The organism is Ruegeria sp. CRTD044, assembly GCF_059613485.1.
Genome location: NZ_JBXWSP010000019.1, coordinates 438894 through 455378 on the forward strand (window position 1 = coordinate 438894; position 16485 = coordinate 455378).

A 16485-nucleotide genomic window follows, 5' to 3' on the forward strand; every position below is an offset into this window, starting at 1 on the left:
GCAGGAGCGCGCCCCGTGAACGACCCCGTTGTCCTTGCCCCAAACCTCAAACGCCGCCTGTCCGGCGTGACCGCGACGATCGCGCGGCTGGTGCCGTTGCAGGCGCAGTGGATCGACATCGCCGCCACCGGCCCGGGCCTGCCTGAGGACATCCCGCACATCCCGCTGGGCCGCCTGCCCTTTCTGTCGCGCAAGACGCTGCGGGTCTGGCACGCCCGCCGCAACACCGAGATGCTGCTGGGCCTGATCCTGCGCGACCTGCTGCGGCTGCGGCTGAAACTGCTGTTCACCAGCGCCTCGCAGCGGGCGCATACGGGCTATACCAAGTGGCTGATCGGCAAGATGGACGCGGTGGTGGCCACCTCGCGCAAGACGGCCGGCTACCTCGAGCGCGACGCACAGGTGATCATGCACGGCATCAACCTGCAGGATTTCACGCCACCCGCGGACAAGGCAGCGCTGCGCGCGCAGATGGGGCTGCCCGACGGGCTGTTGCTGGGTTGTTACGGGCGCATCCGCCACCAGAAGGGCACCGACGCTTTTGTCGATGCGATGATCGACCTGTGCGGGCAGGTCCCCGACGTGCATGGCATCGTCATGGGCCGCGCGACCGAGAAACACAGTGCTTTCCTGACCGAACTGAAGGACAAGGTGGTCCGAGCCGGCCTGTCCGACCGCATCCTGTTCAAGCCCGAGGTCACAGTGGATAAGATCGCCCAATGGTACCAGGTGCTGGATCTGTTCATCGCCCCCCAACGCTGGGAGGGGTTCGGACTGACCCCCCTCGAAGCGATGGCCTGCGGCGTGCCCGTGGTGGCCACCGATGTGGGCGCGTTTTCCGAGATCGTGACCGACCCGGCGTTGGGTCGGGTGGTGCCTCCGGGCGACATTCCGGCGCTGGCCGCGGCCGCGGTCGAGATGCTGGCGGACCGTGATTCCCTGGCCCGCGCAGGCCAGGCCGCCCGCGCCCATGTCGAACGGAATTTCGACATCAACGGCGAGGCGCAGGCGCTTGTTGCGCTCTATCAGCAGCTGCTGAAGGCCTGAGTCGCCGTAAAACTGCGTCATTCGGTCAATTCCGCCGCGAAGGCCCTTTTTTATTTTCTGCAACGCGGCTATGAACGCGCGTCCTTAATTCAGGAGACTAGACATGGGCTATCGCGTCGTTGTCGTCGGCGCCACGGGTAACGTGGGCCGCGAAATGCTGAACATCCTGGCTGAACGCCAGTTCCCCGTGGACGAAATTGCCGTTCTGGCAAGCCGTCGTTCGCTGGGCACCGAAGTCAGCTTTGGCGACAAGACACTCAAGACCCAGGATCTGGACACTTTCGATTTCGCCGGCTGGGACATGGCTCTGTTTGCCGTGGGGTCCGCCGCGACCAAGGACTACGCCCCCAAGGCGGCGGCGGCTGGCTGCGTGGTGATCGACAACTCGTCGCTCTATCGCTACGATCCCGAGATCCCGCTGATCGTGCCCGAGTGCAACCCTCAGGCGATCCACGACTACAAGAACAAAAACATCATCGCCAACCCCAACTGCTCGACCGCGCAGATGGTGGTGGCACTGAAGCCGCTGCATGACCGCGCCAAGATCAAGCGCGTCGTGGTCTCGACCTACCAGTCGGTCTCGGGTGCGGGCAAAGAGGGTATGGACGAACTTTGGGATCAGACCAAAGCCGTCTACAACCCGATCAACGAGGTCGCCCCGAAGAAATTCCAGAAGCAGATCGCCTTCAACGTCATTCCGCATATCGACGTCTTCATGGAAGATGGATCGACCAAGGAAGAGTGGAAGATGGTCGTCGAGACCAAGAAGATCGTCGACCCGTCGATCAAGGTCACCGCGACCTGTGTGCGGGTGCCGGTTTTCGTCGGACATTCGGAGTCGGTGAACATCGAGTTCGAGGAATTCCTGGACGAGGACGAGGCCCGCGACATCCTGCGCGAAGCCCCGGGCGTGATGGTGATCGACAAGCGCGAGGCCGGTGGCTATGTCACGCCGGTTGAATGCGTCGGCGATTTCGCCACCTTCATCAGCCGGATCCGTCAGGACTCGACCGTGGAAAACGGCCTGAACCTGTGGTGCGTCTCGGACAACCTGCGCAAGGGCGCGGCCCTGAACGCAGTGCAGATCGCCGAGCTGCTGGGCCGCGAGGTCCTGAAAAAGGGCTGATACACCGAACCAGTCAGACATCTGAAAACCCTGCGGCATGGGCTGCGGGGTTTTTTCATTTTTTGGCAATGCGAGACGGAAGGTGCGCCGGGCATCACCGCAGGTTCTGCCCAAGCAAAAGTAAATTCGCCAGATGAATAGCTATTATTCACATAATCAATTTTTCATATTTCGCAGCTGCTGGTATTTTTCCGCCCATTGAAGGCGCCTTCGTTTCAATCTCAGCCGAGGGGAAACGAGCCATGATTGATCAAACAGAGCCTAACCTGTCGCAGGAACCGGGGTTCGACACCGCGCAATCCCACGTGCTCTGGAACCGCTGACAAGGCAGATTTTTTCCGGCCTTCAGTGCTCAACGCCGCACTTCCGGACGGTTCGGGCCGGGTTGGGCAGCGTGGTTCGGATGCCCGCGGTAGAACACACTTTTTCGGCAAAATCCGATTTTAACGCCCCGTGCGGCTCATCGGATACTCAAAGGAGACCGTTATGACCAGATTGCCCATCTTTTTTCTGACCACCGCAACCATATTTGCCGTTTTGGGCATGTTGTGGGGTATCCAGATGTCGGCCAGCCATGATCACACGCTGTCTCCGGCACATGGCCACTTGAACCTGATCGGGTTCGTTGCGCTGGCAGTGTTCGGATTCTACTACGCTCTGACCCCCGAGGCGGCGCGCAGCGGTCTGGCGAAACTCCACTATGGGCTGTCCGTGGCAACGGTGCTGGTGCTCGTTCCCGGAATCGTGCTGGCAATCACCGAAAGGGGTGAAACCCTTGCCCAGATCGGATCGCTTCTGGCAGTTCTGACCATGGTCCTGTTCGTGTTCATCCTGCTGCGTCACGGTTTCGGAGCGACAGACGCGGACAACCGCAGGCCGGTGGCCGGCAACCCCAACCCAGCCGAATGAACAAGACCGCCCCGCCTGCGCGAGGCGGGGCTTCGCTCAACGGAACGACCGTTTATCCCGGGGTGTACCAGATCGGCGACGTATAGGCCCGTTCGGTCGTGATCATCGGAACATAGTCCGGCATCTCGATCCCGAACCGTTTGGCCTCGTAGGCGGTCCAGCGGGGGGTCGGGATCTCGATCACACGGGCATAGTAGAACGCAGACAGGCTGGGATCGAAATCCGGATCCTGCCACGTGGTGATCAACTCACTTGCCCCGATGGTGTTGGTCCAGGTGGCGTTTTCGACATCGACGGTGTTGCCGACTTCGGGCAGCTTGCCATTCTCGTCCAGCTGGCGATCGCCGGCCCAAACGACGTTGTAGACTTTCTCCTGCAGGGCCCCGTCAGCATCGACCCAGCCCTTGACGATCTGGATGCGATCCAGGTTGCCGGAAATCGGGTCCTTCAATGCAAAAACAAGGAAGTTCGGAGCCCGCCCATCGGGAGACGACTGCAGGTTGCCGCCCATCGGTACGCCTTTTTTGTAGCCCGCATCCGCAGGTACGCGGCTTGCGGCATCCTGATCGGTGAAGTCATAGCCGCCGAAAAACCGTACCCCCATACGCGACCCGGTGGTTGCATAGGTCTCCCTGCGCTGCATCGCATCAAAGATCGCCTCGCGGGTGTTTTCGGTCGCCCAGACCGCACCCAGTCCACCAGCGGCCTGTTTCCAGCCATAGATCGACAGCTCTGGGTCGGGTGCTTCGATTACCAAATGTTCCCAACGGTTCGGGCCGGGCTCGACACCGGAATGTTTGCCGAAAAAGTTGTCTTCCTGGGCCGTTGCCATACCGGTATGCGAATCCGTCGCGCCGACCATCCCGAACTTGAACGGGTTCACGCCCAGCTCCTGCTCGATCTTGAGCCCGCGCTTCAACGCCTCGCGCGCGTATTCACCGGCCAGCATCTCGGGTTGCTTCAACTCGGTTCCGTTCAGATTGGCCGCGTCCCATGTGTCGAAATCTGCGAACTCGTCATCGGGGCTGAGGAACGGATGCGCCTCACCGTCACCCTTGATCTGCGTCGGTTCGTACAGCGGCTCGAACCGGGCGCGCAGGCTTGCGATCTCCTGAGTCAGTGCGGATCCATCGTAGGCGTTCAGAGAGAACATCCGCCCGTTCGACAGGTTGCCGTTATGCGCGATGGCCAGGACCTCGCCGCCTGTCCGTTCCTCGTATTCGGCCAGAAAGGCCCACAGGTCCTCGGGGTTCTTGCTGTCATATTGCGAGAACGGGCGGGTCTGGTTGGCCCGGTCGCGCCCATCGCGGAACAGCACGTTCCGGTGCAGGTTGTTGGCGCCTTCGGTGGTGTATTCATAGCCGATGATGGCTGAAAAGACCCCCGGCTCGTTGAAGCTGTCGGCAAGCGCCGTGTACGCCTCCCACGCATGCTTGATGGCCTTGGGGTTGTCGATGGGCGGGACGTCATCCGACAACGAGGCGACGATCTCCATTGCCGTGTCAAACGCAAGCTGGCTGTCACCCGCCGTCAGCGCCTCGTACCAGGCCTTGCCCTGGGGTGTCGCCAGAACCTCGGCGTCTCCGGCCAGCAGTTGCGGCATCAGCCCGTACATCTCCGCATGGTCCGAGACGACCAGCCAATCGAGCGGACGGGACAGCTTGGCCCGAAGGCCGTGGGTTGTCGTGACCTCTTCGCCGCGGGCAAAGCGAAAGGCCTGTTCCTGGGTCAGCCGGGTCATCGTGCCGGCGTCAACCGAAACCGAAGTATGCAGATGCGAGTCTCCCCACAGCGGCCGTTGGGGAAAGTTCCGCCCCGCATAGGGAGAGAAATCATCAGGCGCCAATACGACGTCCGTGCTGCCCTGCTCGGTCTGGAACTCCTGCGCGGACACGGATGTGGCGGTCAGCGCGGCCAGACAGGCCAACGTCCACAAAGGTCGTTGTGAAGCGGTTGCGAAAGGCTTGGTCATGAAATCCCTCCCAGGTGTGTCATTTCCATTCTGTTGGTTCCGGAAATGACGGGAGCCTATCACAGATTTGGATATTCGAATAAAATTACCTGACGACGTAGCCCGGACCTCGCGCTGCAGTACCGCGGCGCGCGGGCGGCAGACCAATGCAGGGCTGAGGAATCACTCCCCGCTCTGGGCTAGGTCGGCGTTCTGTTGAAACTGGCCACAGGGACGGTCATTCGCAGGGGTCACCGTGGCGCCAGAGTTGGCTGGCCCGTTAGGTTCGTCCCCGAACAGAAACCATCCACCGGTACGGCACCCAAGTTCGCGCGAGCCTTCTTTCGAGAGATGGCGACCGTCGCGATAGTATGCCGTCGAGCCGTCGCTGGCGCGGCACATGCCATCGGCATCGCAGAGTATCCGATCCAGCCAGACGACTTTGTGGCGGCTCTCGAGCTGGTGCAGCATCTCACCAACCTCAAGAAGCTCCGGCTGTATGTCCGCGAACGGATAGTCGCACAGATGCGGGTCAGCGCCTCGGAGTTCGGCATTCACCACGCAATAGCCCAGGTTTTGGCCATTCGAGGGGGGCGGAGACACGACGATCGGGGTTTTACCGGCAGACACAAGCCGTTCGAGCGTTTTTGCCAGGTTCCGCAGTACCGTGCTCTGCGGGCCTGCGGGGTCCATTGCGCCGTCAACGGCAGCAAGTCCGCCCGGCTCGAACAAATAGTAGAACGGCGATGAGACGATGACATAGTCAATGCTGTCGGTCGAAGTGATATAATCCAGCACCCGGTCGCTGAAATCCAGACAGGCCTGCGGGGATTCTCCGGTCCGGCCGCGATCGGCAAAGGCGATACCGGCGATCGGCGCGCAGAGCGACTTGGTCAGCTGAACGACCCCAAGCTCGGGGTAGGCCGCGGTCAGGCCGACCACCAGATGCATGGCGAAACTGTCCCCCCAAACCGCAACCTTGGGGGACTCGGAAGTCGCGCAGCTTTCAGGCACTGGCATCCGACCGTTGCACGCATTGCTCAAACCCCGGTTCGGAGCCAGGCTTTCGGTCAGTCTCGGCAGATCGAGATTGCGCAGCGCCTTACGATCGGGCGCGCCATCGGTTGCGAAGATCGCCACTCCGACCGAGAACACCAAAGCCGATATCGCGACGCTTCCGATGAAGATCCCCCGGCGGCTGAATAGACCTTCCCTATGACGGCGAAAGGGTTGCTCGACGAAGCGCCATGTCAAGGCTGACAGCACAAAGGCCAGCACGACAAGGCTGGCGATGGTCAGCGGTGTTGGCGCCGGAACACTCCGGATCTTGGCAAAGACCAACAACGGGTAGTGCCACAGGTAAAGGCTGTAGCTGATCAGGCCGATCCAGACCATGATCCGCGACGACAACAGCGCCCCTATCGGGTCTCGTTGGCTGGCGAAAAGAATGACCAGAACGGTTCCCAAAACGGGCACGACCGTCAGGAATGACGGGTGCGGCGTGTACCGGTCGAACATCACGTAGGACACCAGCAGCCCGACCATGCCCAGCAGCGGCAGCACCGTCGAGAACCGCCCCTTGTCCTGCCGCGGAACGAAGGCGCATATCGCGCCGGCCAAAAGCTCCCACGCGCGGGTATAGATCAGGTAGAACCCTGCCCTGGGTTCGTTTTCCGATGTCCACTGCGCCAGCAACAGACTGGCCAAAAGCATCACCGACAGGCCAATGATGCAGGTCCGGGTCCCTCTTCGAAACAGAAACAGCAGCAGCAGCGGAAACAGCAGGTAGAACTGCTCTTCCACCGCAAGGCTCCAGGTGTGGAGGAGCGGATGCATGTCGAATTCATCCGCGAAATAGTCCTTGTTCCGGAAGAAGAAGACGTTCGACAGGAATACCGGGACGGATGACAGGCTTCGCGAATAGACCCTGAGATCGGCCGGCAGCATCCAGATCCACGCCAGGCAGGTTGTCACGGCCAGAACCACGAAAAGGGCCGGAAGAATCCGCCTGGCTCGCCTTTCGTAGAAATCGACGATGGACAACCGTCCGCGTTGAATATCCCCGATCAGAAGCGAGGTGATCAAGTAGCCGCTGATGACGAAAAAGACATCAACACCCAGAAACCCGCCGGACAGCCATGACAATCCGGCGTGGTAGAAGACCACTGGCAACACAGCTATTGCCCGAAGGCCGTCAATTTCCCTTCTGTAGGCGATGCTCAAAACGGCCAACCTCAAGATGCTGGCTGAAATGCTAGCGCCCGTCCCGGTTGCCATCAACGATGTTTGTCAGTCAGCCCGCTCTGAATGAAAATGTGTGGTTTTGCGAACAGGGATTTGCCTGTTCGCTCCGCACATCGTGCATGGGTCCACGCCATGACTCCCGAGGTTAGGCTCGCATCGGATCCCAAGCGCGCCGGGTCAAAAACGCTCGGCCCGCAGAACCTGGCAGTCGGTGACGCTTACAACCCCGATATGGCGATCAAGCACGGGAAGGATCGCGCTCAGCAGCCCGTCCAAGCGATCGGGGCGAATGATGCAGATGACCTGAACCATCCCGCTGGCGCGGCTGACCTGGCCAGAACGGCTCCATTCACCCGATCGTCCCGATCCGCCGAGCACCGGCAGGATCGTGAACCCGGTCACACCTTGATCGACCAGAGCATCCGTCAGACGGGATTTCACGATGGCTTCGATGGTGATCTCGACCCGTTTGGCCTCATGTGTCTGCATCGTCTTATCCTCCGGTAACGGCCCGGGCGACCGAGACGTAGATCGGCAGGCCCAGCGCCAGGTTGAATGGGAATGTGACGCCCAAAGACAGGGTCAGATAGATGGACGGGTTCGCCTCGGGCACGGCCACGCGCATCGCCGCAGGAACCGCGATGTACGAGGCGGAGGCGCCCAACACCATCAGCAACACCGCTCCACCGGTGGACAGACCCAACAGGAGCGCGGCCACCAACCCGGCACCAGCCCCGATCAGCGGCATCAGCACGCCGAAGCCAAGCAGACCCATCGTGATCAGCCCGCGCCCGGCACGCAACCCGCGCCCCGCGACGATACCCATGTCCAGCAGGAACAGGCACAGGACCCCCTTGAACGGTGCGACCACGAAGCTGCTGATTTCGGCCAGACCGTCCTCGCCCGTGATCCAGCCGATTGCAAACGACCCGACAAGCAGAACGATCGAACCATTGAGAGCGATCTCGCGCCAGAGGTCCGTGTCCATCCGGCGGGCTCCGCCGCCGCGGGAGATCAGCCACAGAGCGGACAGGATCGCCGGAGCTTCCATCGCGGCCGCAACAGCCACCATATAGCCCTCGTACATCAGGCCCTGACTTTCCAGCACCGACGTACCGGCCACAAATGTGACGATCGAGATTGAGCCGTAATGCGCTGCGACCGCTCCGGCGTTGACATGGTCCAGGTTTGTCAGCACCCGCAACAGGCCAAACGCCACCAGCGGCAGCAGTGCGGACAGAATGACACCTACAATAAGGGACAAGCCAAGCGTGGCGTCGATCCCGTGTGCGGCAACACTGACGCCACCCTTGAAGCCGATCGCAAACAGCAGATAGATCGACATCGCCTTGGCGATGGCCTCGGGAATGGTCAGGTCAGATCGGGCCAATGCCGCTGACAGACCAAGCACAAAACTGAGAATGATCGGCGAGACCAGATTGTCGGCCGCCAGAGACAACAGGTTTTCCATACAGTCACCGCACCCTAATTGAACTAGCGTTCAATTAGGGTGCGTTTCTCCGATTTAAAGACTAAACCGGCAGGAATTTTTTTCCTGACGGATCATAATACTCCAGACCACCTTCGCCGATATCGGTCCACAAGCCGTGCAGCGATATCGAGCCGTTCTGTACGGCCTCGGCCACGAACGGGAAGGTCATCAGGTTTTCGAGCGACGCGACAACCGCCTGACGCTCGAACTGGCGCGCCTGTTCCGCGGGATCTTCGACATCGGAGACCAGATCGAATTTCGGTTTGAGGATGTCCATCCAGCGTCCGACAAAGCTCTCTTTGGCTTCCAGTTGCGGCGCATCGCCCTTGCACATGTCGATACAGCCCTGCACCCCGCCGCATTGCGAATGTCCCAGCACGATCAGATGCGCCACTTTCAATGCCGTCACCGCATATTCGATGGTTGCGCTGGTACCGTGGCGCTCGCCATCCGGTTCGTAGGGCGGCACCAGGTTGGCAATATTGCGGTGGATAAAAAACTCGCCCTGGTCGGCCCCGAAAATCGAGGTGACATGGACCCGGCTGTCACAGCAGGAAATCACCATCGCACGCGGACGCTGCCCCTCGGTCGCCAGCCGGCGGTACCAGGCCTGGTTCTCGGAATAGGACGTGGCTTTCCAACCGTGGTACCGTTTGACCAGATAGCTCGGCAGAGGTTTGGCGTGGTGCATCGCGTTTTCCCAAATTTGCGGTTCGACCGCCGATCTAACGCAAGTTCGAACAAAATTCGAGACATTATCCCGATTGGCCGAAAGGAATTGCAAAGGCCTTTTGTGACAGGTTCGCAGATGCCGTGGGGGCAGAAAGATTGGGGTGAATGAGGTGGACAAGATCGTCTCGCTTGAACAGAAGGAGTCCGTGCGCCTGGATCCGGACCGGTTGAACGGGCTGTATCGGCAATTGGGTGACACGAACGCGGTCGACGTTCTGTGCCGAACGGTCGAGGAGCTGGCAGTACGCCTGTCGAATTGTGAACGGCTCTGGCGTCAACGTGACTGGGCGGGGCTTCGCAAATGCGCCAAGTCTCTGGTCGCAATATCCGAACAGGTCGGCATGACGGCGCTGGCCCGGGTCGCCGGCGACGTGGCCCGGACGGTAGATGCCGGCGATGCAGTGGCGACCGGAGCCACGCTCAGCCGACTGATCCGGGTGGGCGAGCGGTCGCTGACCGCCGTTTGGGATCAACAGGATCTTTCGATATGACGGGTTGCGGGCGAACAACAGGCGGCTAGTGTAGGCGGCACCAGAACAGTCCGAGGCGCCCATGTCCCTGTCTTTTGCACCTTCCGATGCCCCTGCCATTGATCTGCATGTTCTTGCGCAGGACGGGCTCGAGCCTTGGCTGAAGTCTCAGCCCGATGAGACACAGGCCTGGGTAGCCGCGAGCGGATTCACCGGCGCAATCGGGCAGGTTCTGCTGGTTCCCGGACCGACGGGCGCGCCGCAATTCGCGCTGGCAGGCTATGGAACCGACACCCGGCGCGCTCGGGTACGCTTTCCGCTTGCCGCCGCCGCCGAGGTTCTGCCCGAAGGCACTTACCGGATTGCGTCCGGTTTGCCGGCAGACAAAGCCGAAACCGAAGCCCTGGGCTGGTTGCTGACCGGGTACAGTTTCGACCGATATGCCGAACAGTCCGGCGCAAAGGCCCGATTGGTCGCGCCGGACGTTGTGAATGCTCCGCGGATTGAGATCATGGCCAATGCCGAAGCGCTCACCCGTGACCTGGTCAACACTCCAACGGCCGACATGGGACCTCAGGCCCTGCAAGACGCCGTTGAAACGCTGGCGCAGGAGTACGGGGCTCGTTGTGCCGTCACCATTGGCGACAGCTTGCTGGAACAGAACTTTCCCATGATCCACGCGGTGGGTCGGGCCGCTGAACAGGCTCCGCGCCTGATTGAGATGACCTGGGGCACAAGCGGTCCGAAGCTGACGTTGGTCGGCAAGGGCGTCTGCTTTGACACCGGCGGACTGAACCTGAAGCCGGGTGCCTCGATGGGGTTGATGAAAAAGGACATGGGCGGCGCGGCGAACGTTCTGGGGCTGGCGCGCATGATCATGGCGCTGGACCTGCCGCTGCAGTTGCGGGTGCTGATCCCGGCTGTGGAAAACGCGGTGGCCGGCAACGCGTTCCGGCCGGGTGACATCCTGACCTCGCGCAAGGGCCTGACGGTCGAGATCAACAACACCGATGCCGAAGGGCGGCTGGTGCTGGCCGACGCGCTGGCGCTGGCAGATGAGGGCGCGCCGGATCTGGTGATCTCAATGGCGACGCTGACCGGCGCGGCGCGGGTGGCGGTGGGGGCGGATCTGGCCCCGTTCTACACCGATGACGATGCCGCCGCGCAGGCCTTGGCGCAGGCCGCTGTTCAGGCGGCTGACCCGGTCTGGCGGATGCCGTTCCACACGCCCTATGAGCCGTTGATCGAGCCGGGCATCGCCGATCTCGACAACGCGCCGGCGGGCGGGTTCGCCGGGTCGATCACCGCGGCGTTGTTCCTACGGCGGTTCGTGGAAAATAGCCGGTACATGCATTTCGACATCTACTCCTGGCAAAAGGCCAAAGAGCCCGGCCGCAGCAAAGGCGGGTTGGGGCAAGGGCCGCGCGCCCTGCTGACCGCCCTGCCCGGGATGCTGGGCCTGTGAACCGCGCGTGCGTCATCCGCCCCGTCGTGGACCTGCTGCGCAGCCCCAAGGGCCCGCGCGACCGGCAGCTGCTGTATGGCGACGGCCTGGACGTCACCGAACAATCCGGCGGCTGGTGCCGAGTGGCTTCCGACAAGGATGGGTATCAAGGCTGGCTGCGCGCGGACCAGTTGGGCCCTGACGCCCCGGCCACGCATTGGATCTGGGCCCCGGCGACCCATGCCTATGCGCAACCCGACATCAAAAGCCCCGACCGGGTCAGCCTGAGCTTTGGCAGCCGGGTCGTGGTGCTGTCGCAGCAGGACCGCTTTGTCGAGACCGAGCTTGGGTTCATCCCCGCAGTGCATGTCAAACCGGTCGGAACCCTACTGAACGACCCGGTGGCCGTGGCCGAACTGTTTCTGGGCACCCCCTATCTTTGGGGCGGCAACAGCCGGTGGGGGCTGGATTGTTCAGGCCTGATTCAGGCGGGGCTGCTGGCCTGTGGCGTGGCCTGCCCCGGCGACAGCAGCGATCAGGAGCGGGAGCTGGGCACCGCATTGCCCCAAGGCACCCCGGCGCAGCGTGGCGATCTGTTGTTCTGGAAAGGCCATGTGGCTTGGGTGTCCGGCGACAACATGCTGCTGCATGCCAATGCCCATCACATGGCCGTGGTATTTGAACCGATGGATCAGGCCATTGCCCGGATCGAAGCCCAGGGCGACGGGCCGGTCACGGCGCACAAGCGGCTCTAATCCGGGTCGACCGAGCGGATCAGCTTGCGTTCCAGTACCCGCAGGACGGCGCGCAGGTCGTGCCCGCGTTTCAGGATGCGCCCGTCCATGCCCACCACCGAATACATCCCCTGCTTTGAACGCAGCCGGGGGTGTTTTTCAACACGATAAATCGGGTGCTCGGCCGTACGTCGGAAGATCGAGAATATGGCAACGTCGCGCAGATTTGATATTCCGTAGTCACGCCATTCTCCGGCGGCGACCATCCGTCCATAGACGGAAAGAATCTGTGACATCTCTTGCCGGTTGAAGGCCACCGGCATCTGGACCGGGCTTGCAGGGTTCCGGCTGGGAGGCTGCATGTTCATGACTTCAGCCTTGCCGGAAAATGCGATCAGATCAAGCCTGTCACGACATGGTGTGGTATTTTTGAACCGCCCGTCAGTGCCGGCGCCCGACCTGGCGGCAGATCAGGATCACCGGCAGCAGGCCCACGGCCAAGATCACCAGCGACGGAACGGCAGCGCCCTCCAACCGTTCGTCCGAGGCCAGCCGGTAGGCCTGAACCGCCAGCGTGTCAAAGTTGAAGGGCCGCATGATCAGCGTGGCCGGCAGTTCCTTCATCACGTCCACGAATACGATCAGCAGCGCCGTCAGCAGCGAGGGCGTGAGGATCGGCAGATGCACCCGACGCAACGTGCCCAATGGCGTCTGCCCCAGCGAGCGGGCAGCGGCATCCATATTTGCATGAACGGTGCTCTGACCGCTTTCATAAGCGCTGAGCGCGGCCGCGAGGAAGCGCACCATGTAGGCCGCCACCAACAACCAGATCGAGCCGGTGACCAGCAACCCGGTCGACACGCCGAAGGTCTGCCGCATCCAGGCGTCCAGCGCATTGTCGAACCCGGCAAAAGGCACGATCAGCCCCACCGCGATCACGCCGCCTGGCACGGCATAGCCCAACCGCGCCGCATAAGCCGCCATGGCCGAACCGCGCCCGGGTCTCAGCCGTTGGAAGAAACCGACGCAGACCGCCGCGCAGACGGTGATCACCGCCGCCGTTCCTGCCAGAGTCAGAGAGTTCCGAATGAACCCGAGATAGCGGGCCGAAAGCAGGTTCTGCTCGGACTCCAATCCCATCTGAGTCAGCACGATCACCGGAAGTAGAAAGCCGAACAAAACCGGAATGGCGCATAAAACCCATGCCGCCACAGCCTGCCAGCCGCTCAGCTGTGCAGCGGGCAATGCCGCGTGGCGTTTGCCGGGTTGGTAGTATTTGGCCTTGCCGCGCTGGGTGCGCTCGGTCACGGCCATCACCAGCGCAAAGGCCAGAAGGCACAGCGCCAGCTGCGCCGCCGCCGCGCGGTCGGCCATCGAAAACCAGCTGGTGTAGATGCCGGTGGCAAAGGTCTGAACCCCGAAATAGGCGACCGTACCGAAATCAGCGATGGTCTCCATCACCGCCAGTAGAACACCGCCGGCAATCGCGGGCCGCGCCATCGGCAGCGATACCCGCCAAAAGGCCGACCACGGGCTGCTGCCCAGCGCCCGCGCCGCCAGAAAAGCGGTGGCACTTTGCTGCAGAAAGGCCGCGCGCGCCAACAGATAGACATAGGGGTACAGCACCAGGATCAGCATCACCGCCGCGCCCTCGGTCGAGCGGATCTCGGGGAACCAATAGTCGCGCGGGCCCCAGCCGGTCACCTGGCGCAGCGTGGTCTGAACGATGCCGGGATGATCGAGGATGAAGGTATAGGCATAGGCCAGCACATAGGCCGGAAAGGCCAGCGGCAGCACCAATGCCACCTCGAACAGGCGGACGCCGGGAAAACGGGTCATGGTGACCAGCCACGCGGCCCCGACCCCGATGGCGAAAGTCCCCACCGAAACCAATGAGACCAGGATCAGCGTGGTGGCCGCATAGCCGGGCAGGACCGTGTCCAGCAGATGCCGGATCGTGTCAGTGCCCCCGGTGACGGCCGCCAGCACCACGGCGACCATCGGCAACAGGCAGGCTGCTGCAACCAGATAGGCCAGGGCCCCGACGAACCGGGTGCCCAAGGCCCCACGGTTGCGCGATCCATGTTCTGAGAATTCGATCTGGGCCATGGCCTCGGGTCGGCAAAGGTTGCGGTTCCCCTTTAATCGACCAAAAAACTCGGAAACGCCAGTGGGCAGGCACAGGATTCTGCGGCGCATTTGGCCGCAGAACCCCGGGCCGGATCAGTCGTAGACGCGCTGATCCTCGATCACCAGCCCGTCCTTGGGCAGCGTGCCGGGTGGCACCACCTGAACGGTGCCCTTCAGCTTGAGAACCTCGACCACCGACTTGGCATAGGTGCCGTCATCGCCGCCGGGGCTTTCGATCTGCACGGTCATCGTGTCCATCTCGCCCTGCCGGGCAGCGATGACGCGGGCCTTGACGATCTCGTCATGCTTGGCGACCAGCGCGGCCACCTGTTCGGGGCGCACGAACATGCCCTTGATCTTGGTGGTCTGATCGGCGCGCCCCATCCAGCCCTTGATGCGGAGGTTGGTGCGGCCACAGGGCGACTGCCCGGGCAGCACCGCCGACAGATCACCGGTGGCAAAGCGGATCAGCGGATAGTCGGGGTTGAGGGAGGTCACCACGACCTCGCCGACCTCGCCTTCCGCCACCGGTGTTCCGGTGCCGGGGGTCACGATTTCGACGATGACATGCTCGTCGATGATCATGCCCTCCATCGCGGCGCTTTCATAGGCGATGTTACCCAGATCGGCCGTGGCATAGCATTGCAGGCAGGAAATACCGCGATCGGCATAGGCCTGGCGCAGGCTGGGGAACAGTGCCCCGCCGCCCACGACCGCCTTCGAGAAGTTCAGAGCGACGCCCATCTCGTCGGCCTTGTCCAGGATCACCTTCAGGTAATCGGGCGTGCCGGCATAGGCGGTGCAGCCCACGTCGCGCGCGGCGGTGACCTGAAGTTCGGTCTGGCCGGTGCCCGCGGGCAGCACGGCGGCGCCCACGGCACGCGCGCCGTTTTCAAAGATCATGCCCGCGGGTGTCAGGTGATAGCCAAAACAGTTCTGCACGATATCGCCCAGGCCCACGCCCGCCGCATGCAGGAACCGGCCCATGCGCCACCAGTCGTGATCGACCCCGCCGGGTTCATAGATCGGCCCCGGCGACTGGAACACATGGGCAAAGCCATGCGCAGGTTTGACGATAAAGCCACCAAAGGGCGGGTGCTGACCCTGCGCCTTGGTCAGGTCGGACTTGCGCAGAACCGGCAGCCCGGGCAGATCGGCGATGGTCTGGACCGCATCCAGATCGACATCGGCGAAATGGGCCGCGAATCCGGGCGCGGATTTCGCCCGCGCCAGCTGTTCGCGCAGACCGGCCGATTGCTCGGCGGCGCGCTGATCGGCCGAACGGGTTTCCAGAGCATCGTAGAATGTCATCGCCAGATCCTCCATCTGCTCACAGCCACCTTTTGCGGCGACGATAGGACCGCACATCGCGGAAACTCTTGCGGCCTTCGTCGGACATGCCGAGGTAGAATTCCTTGACGTCCGGGTTCTCGCGCAGTTCGGCGGCGGGGCCGTCCATCACCACGCGCCCAGATTCCAGGATGTATCCGTAATGGGCAAAGCGCAGCGCCACGTTGGTGTTCTGTTCGGCCAGCAGGAAGGACACGCCTTCCTGTTCGTTCAGGTCCTTCACGATGGTGAAGATCTCCTCGACCAGCTGCGGTGCGAGGCCCATCGAGGGCTCGTCCAGCAGGATCGTCTCGGGGCGGCTCATCAGCGCGCGGCCCATGGCGACCATCTGCTGTTCCCCACCCGAGGTATAGCCTGCCTGTGACCGACGCCGCTCTTTCAGGCGGGGGAAATAGTTGTAGACCAGTTCAAGATCCTGCTGGATGGCGGCCTTGCCGTCCTTGCGGGTATAGGCCCCGGTCAGCAGGTTTTCCTCGACGGTCAAATGTTCGAAACAGTGGCGGCCTTCCATCACCTGGATGACGCCCTTCTGCACCAGGTCGGCCGGGTCGCGCTCGTGCACGTTCTGGCCGCGATACTTGATCGAGCCCTTGGTGACCTCGCCGCGTTCGGAATGCAGCAGGTTCGACACCGCCTTGAGCGTCGTCGTCTTGCCGGCCCCGTTGCCGCCCAGCAGCGCGGTGATCCCGCCCTTGGGCACGGTCAGGCTGACGCCTTTCAGCACGAGGATCACATGGTTGTAGATCACCTCGATATTGTTGACCTCAAGCAGGGTTTCCGCCTGCACGTCAGTGGTTTGTGCCGCATCCAGCATCAGCGCGTGTCCTCATGCCTGCCCCATTTCGGGGCTTGTCCG

General features: G+C 62.4%; 15 protein-coding genes. 6 read left to right on the plus strand and 9 right to left on the minus strand.

Annotated elements, in window-relative coordinates; genetic code table 11:
- Window positions 1-15 precede the first annotated feature (15 nt).
- The 3 genes from AC2FNL_RS18440 to AC2FNL_RS18450 all read left to right on the plus strand — a co-directional run bounded on the left by AC2FNL_RS18440 (window position 16) and on the right by AC2FNL_RS18450 (window position 3082).
- Window positions 16-1047: a glycosyltransferase family 4 protein gene (locus AC2FNL_RS18440; protein WP_093963960.1), complete on the plus strand. Its 1032-nt coding sequence runs from the start codon at window positions 16-18 to the stop codon at window positions 1045-1047.
- Between the two features lie 103 nt (window positions 1048-1150).
- Window positions 1151-2173, plus strand: a complete 1023-nt coding sequence (locus AC2FNL_RS18445; RefSeq protein ID WP_093963959.1) for an aspartate-semialdehyde dehydrogenase — start codon at window positions 1151-1153, stop codon at window positions 2171-2173.
- 486 nt (window positions 2174-2659) lie between these two features.
- Complete coding sequence (locus AC2FNL_RS18450) at window positions 2660-3082, plus strand: hypothetical protein (protein WP_496834625.1); 423 nt, start codon at window positions 2660-2662, stop codon at window positions 3080-3082.
- A gap of 52 nt (window positions 3083-3134) precedes the next feature.
- On the opposite strand, the gene AC2FNL_RS18455 is transcribed toward AC2FNL_RS18450, so the two are convergent.
- From AC2FNL_RS18455 to AC2FNL_RS18475, 5 genes are all read right to left on the minus strand, one after another.
- On the minus strand, window positions 3135-5054 hold the full coding sequence (locus tag AC2FNL_RS18455; RefSeq protein ID WP_496834626.1) for a DUF3604 domain-containing protein: 1920 nt from the start codon (window positions 5052-5054) through the stop codon (window positions 3135-3137).
- A gap of 162 nt (window positions 5055-5216) precedes the next feature.
- Window positions 5217-7310 carry an acyltransferase family protein gene (locus tag AC2FNL_RS18460; protein WP_496834627.1) on the minus strand — a complete coding sequence of 698 codons (2094 nt, stop codon included), beginning with the start codon at window positions 7308-7310 and terminating at the stop codon, window positions 5217-5219.
- A gap of 144 nt (window positions 7311-7454) precedes the next feature.
- Complete coding sequence (locus AC2FNL_RS18465; protein ID WP_170340785.1) at window positions 7455-7766, minus strand: P-II family nitrogen regulator; 312 nt, start codon at window positions 7764-7766, stop codon at window positions 7455-7457.
- 4 nt (window positions 7767-7770) lie between these two features.
- Window positions 7771-8748, minus strand: coding sequence for a sodium-dependent bicarbonate transport family permease (locus tag AC2FNL_RS18470; RefSeq protein ID WP_496834628.1), 978 nt, complete (start codon window positions 8746-8748; stop codon window positions 7771-7773).
- A gap of 61 nt (window positions 8749-8809) precedes the next feature.
- On the minus strand, window positions 8810-9460 hold the full coding sequence (locus tag AC2FNL_RS18475; protein ID WP_170364007.1) for a carbonic anhydrase: 651 nt from the start codon (window positions 9458-9460) through the stop codon (window positions 8810-8812).
- 142 nt (window positions 9461-9602) lie between these two features.
- Between AC2FNL_RS18475 and AC2FNL_RS18480 the strand changes: the two genes are divergently transcribed.
- The 3 genes from AC2FNL_RS18480 to AC2FNL_RS18490 all read left to right on the plus strand — a co-directional run bounded on the left by AC2FNL_RS18480 (window position 9603) and on the right by AC2FNL_RS18490 (window position 12170).
- Entirely contained in the window at window positions 9603-9992 is a 390-nt protein-coding gene (locus AC2FNL_RS18480; RefSeq protein ID WP_496834629.1) for a hypothetical protein, read from the plus strand.
- Between the two features lie 61 nt (window positions 9993-10053).
- A complete protein-coding gene (locus AC2FNL_RS18485) occupies window positions 10054-11436 on the plus strand; it encodes a leucyl aminopeptidase family protein (RefSeq protein WP_496834630.1) in 1383 nt (460 codons plus the stop codon).
- Entirely contained in the window at window positions 11433-12170 is a 738-nt protein-coding gene (locus AC2FNL_RS18490) for a C40 family peptidase (RefSeq protein ID WP_170440060.1), read from the plus strand. The genes AC2FNL_RS18485 and AC2FNL_RS18490 overlap by 4 nt, the downstream gene beginning before the upstream one ends.
- Here the strand turns inward: AC2FNL_RS18490 and AC2FNL_RS18495 are convergent.
- From AC2FNL_RS18495 to AC2FNL_RS18510, 4 genes are all read right to left on the minus strand, one after another.
- Window positions 12167-12517 carry a DUF2794 domain-containing protein gene (locus tag AC2FNL_RS18495; protein ID WP_093963950.1) on the minus strand — a complete coding sequence of 117 codons (351 nt, stop codon included), beginning with the start codon at window positions 12515-12517 and terminating at the stop codon, window positions 12167-12169. The genes AC2FNL_RS18490 and AC2FNL_RS18495 overlap by 4 nt on opposite strands.
- Window positions 12518-12590: 73 nt before the next feature.
- The gene (locus tag AC2FNL_RS18500) at window positions 12591-14258 is read right to left on the minus strand and encodes an ABC transporter permease (RefSeq protein WP_093963949.1); all 1668 of its coding nucleotides are present in this window, start codon (window positions 14256-14258) and stop codon (window positions 12591-12593) included.
- Between the two features lie 114 nt (window positions 14259-14372).
- Window positions 14373-15590 (minus strand): phenylacetate--CoA ligase family protein, encoded by a 1218-nt coding sequence (locus AC2FNL_RS18505; protein WP_496834631.1) that lies wholly within the window; start codon window positions 15588-15590, stop codon window positions 14373-14375.
- A gap of 19 nt (window positions 15591-15609) precedes the next feature.
- A complete protein-coding gene (locus tag AC2FNL_RS18510) occupies window positions 15610-16443 on the minus strand; it encodes an ABC transporter ATP-binding protein (RefSeq protein ID WP_093963948.1) in 834 nt (277 codons plus the stop codon).
- Between the last annotated feature and the right edge of the window lie 42 nt (window positions 16444-16485).

Excerpts from the sequence above, each read along its gene's own strand:
- AC2FNL_RS18460 (WP_496834627.1), bottom strand. The coding sequence starts at position 7,310 with ATGGCAACCGGGACGGGCGCTAGCATTTCAGCCAGCATCTTGAGGTTG.
- AC2FNL_RS18500 (WP_093963949.1), bottom strand. The coding sequence starts at position 14,258 with ATGGCCCAGATCGAATTCTCAGAACATGGATCGCGCAACCGTGGGGCC.
- AC2FNL_RS18455 (WP_496834626.1), bottom strand. The coding sequence starts at position 5,054 with ATGACCAAGCCTTTCGCAACCGCTTCACAACGACCTTTGTGGACGTTG.
- AC2FNL_RS18510 (WP_093963948.1), bottom strand. The coding sequence starts at position 16,443 with ATGCTGGATGCGGCACAAACCACTGACGTGCAGGCGGAAACCCTGCTT.
- AC2FNL_RS18445 (WP_093963959.1), top strand. The coding sequence starts at position 1,151 with ATGGGCTATCGCGTCGTTGTCGTCGGCGCCACGGGTAACGTGGGCCGC.
- AC2FNL_RS18505 (WP_496834631.1), bottom strand. The coding sequence starts at position 15,590 with ATGACATTCTACGATGCTCTGGAAACCCGTTCGGCCGATCAGCGCGCC.
- AC2FNL_RS18495 (WP_093963950.1), bottom strand. The coding sequence starts at position 12,517 with ATGAACATGCAGCCTCCCAGCCGGAACCCTGCAAGCCCGGTCCAGATG.
- AC2FNL_RS18470 (WP_496834628.1), bottom strand. The coding sequence starts at position 8,748 with ATGGAAAACCTGTTGTCTCTGGCGGCCGACAATCTGGTCTCGCCGATC.
- AC2FNL_RS18465 (WP_170340785.1), bottom strand. The coding sequence starts at position 7,766 with ATGCAGACACATGAGGCCAAACGGGTCGAGATCACCATCGAAGCCATC.
- AC2FNL_RS18450 (WP_496834625.1), top strand. The coding sequence starts at position 2,660 with ATGACCAGATTGCCCATCTTTTTTCTGACCACCGCAACCATATTTGCC.
- AC2FNL_RS18475 (WP_170364007.1), bottom strand. The coding sequence starts at position 9,460 with ATGCACCACGCCAAACCTCTGCCGAGCTATCTGGTCAAACGGTACCAC.
- AC2FNL_RS18485 (WP_496834630.1), top strand. The coding sequence starts at position 10,054 with ATGTCCCTGTCTTTTGCACCTTCCGATGCCCCTGCCATTGATCTGCAT.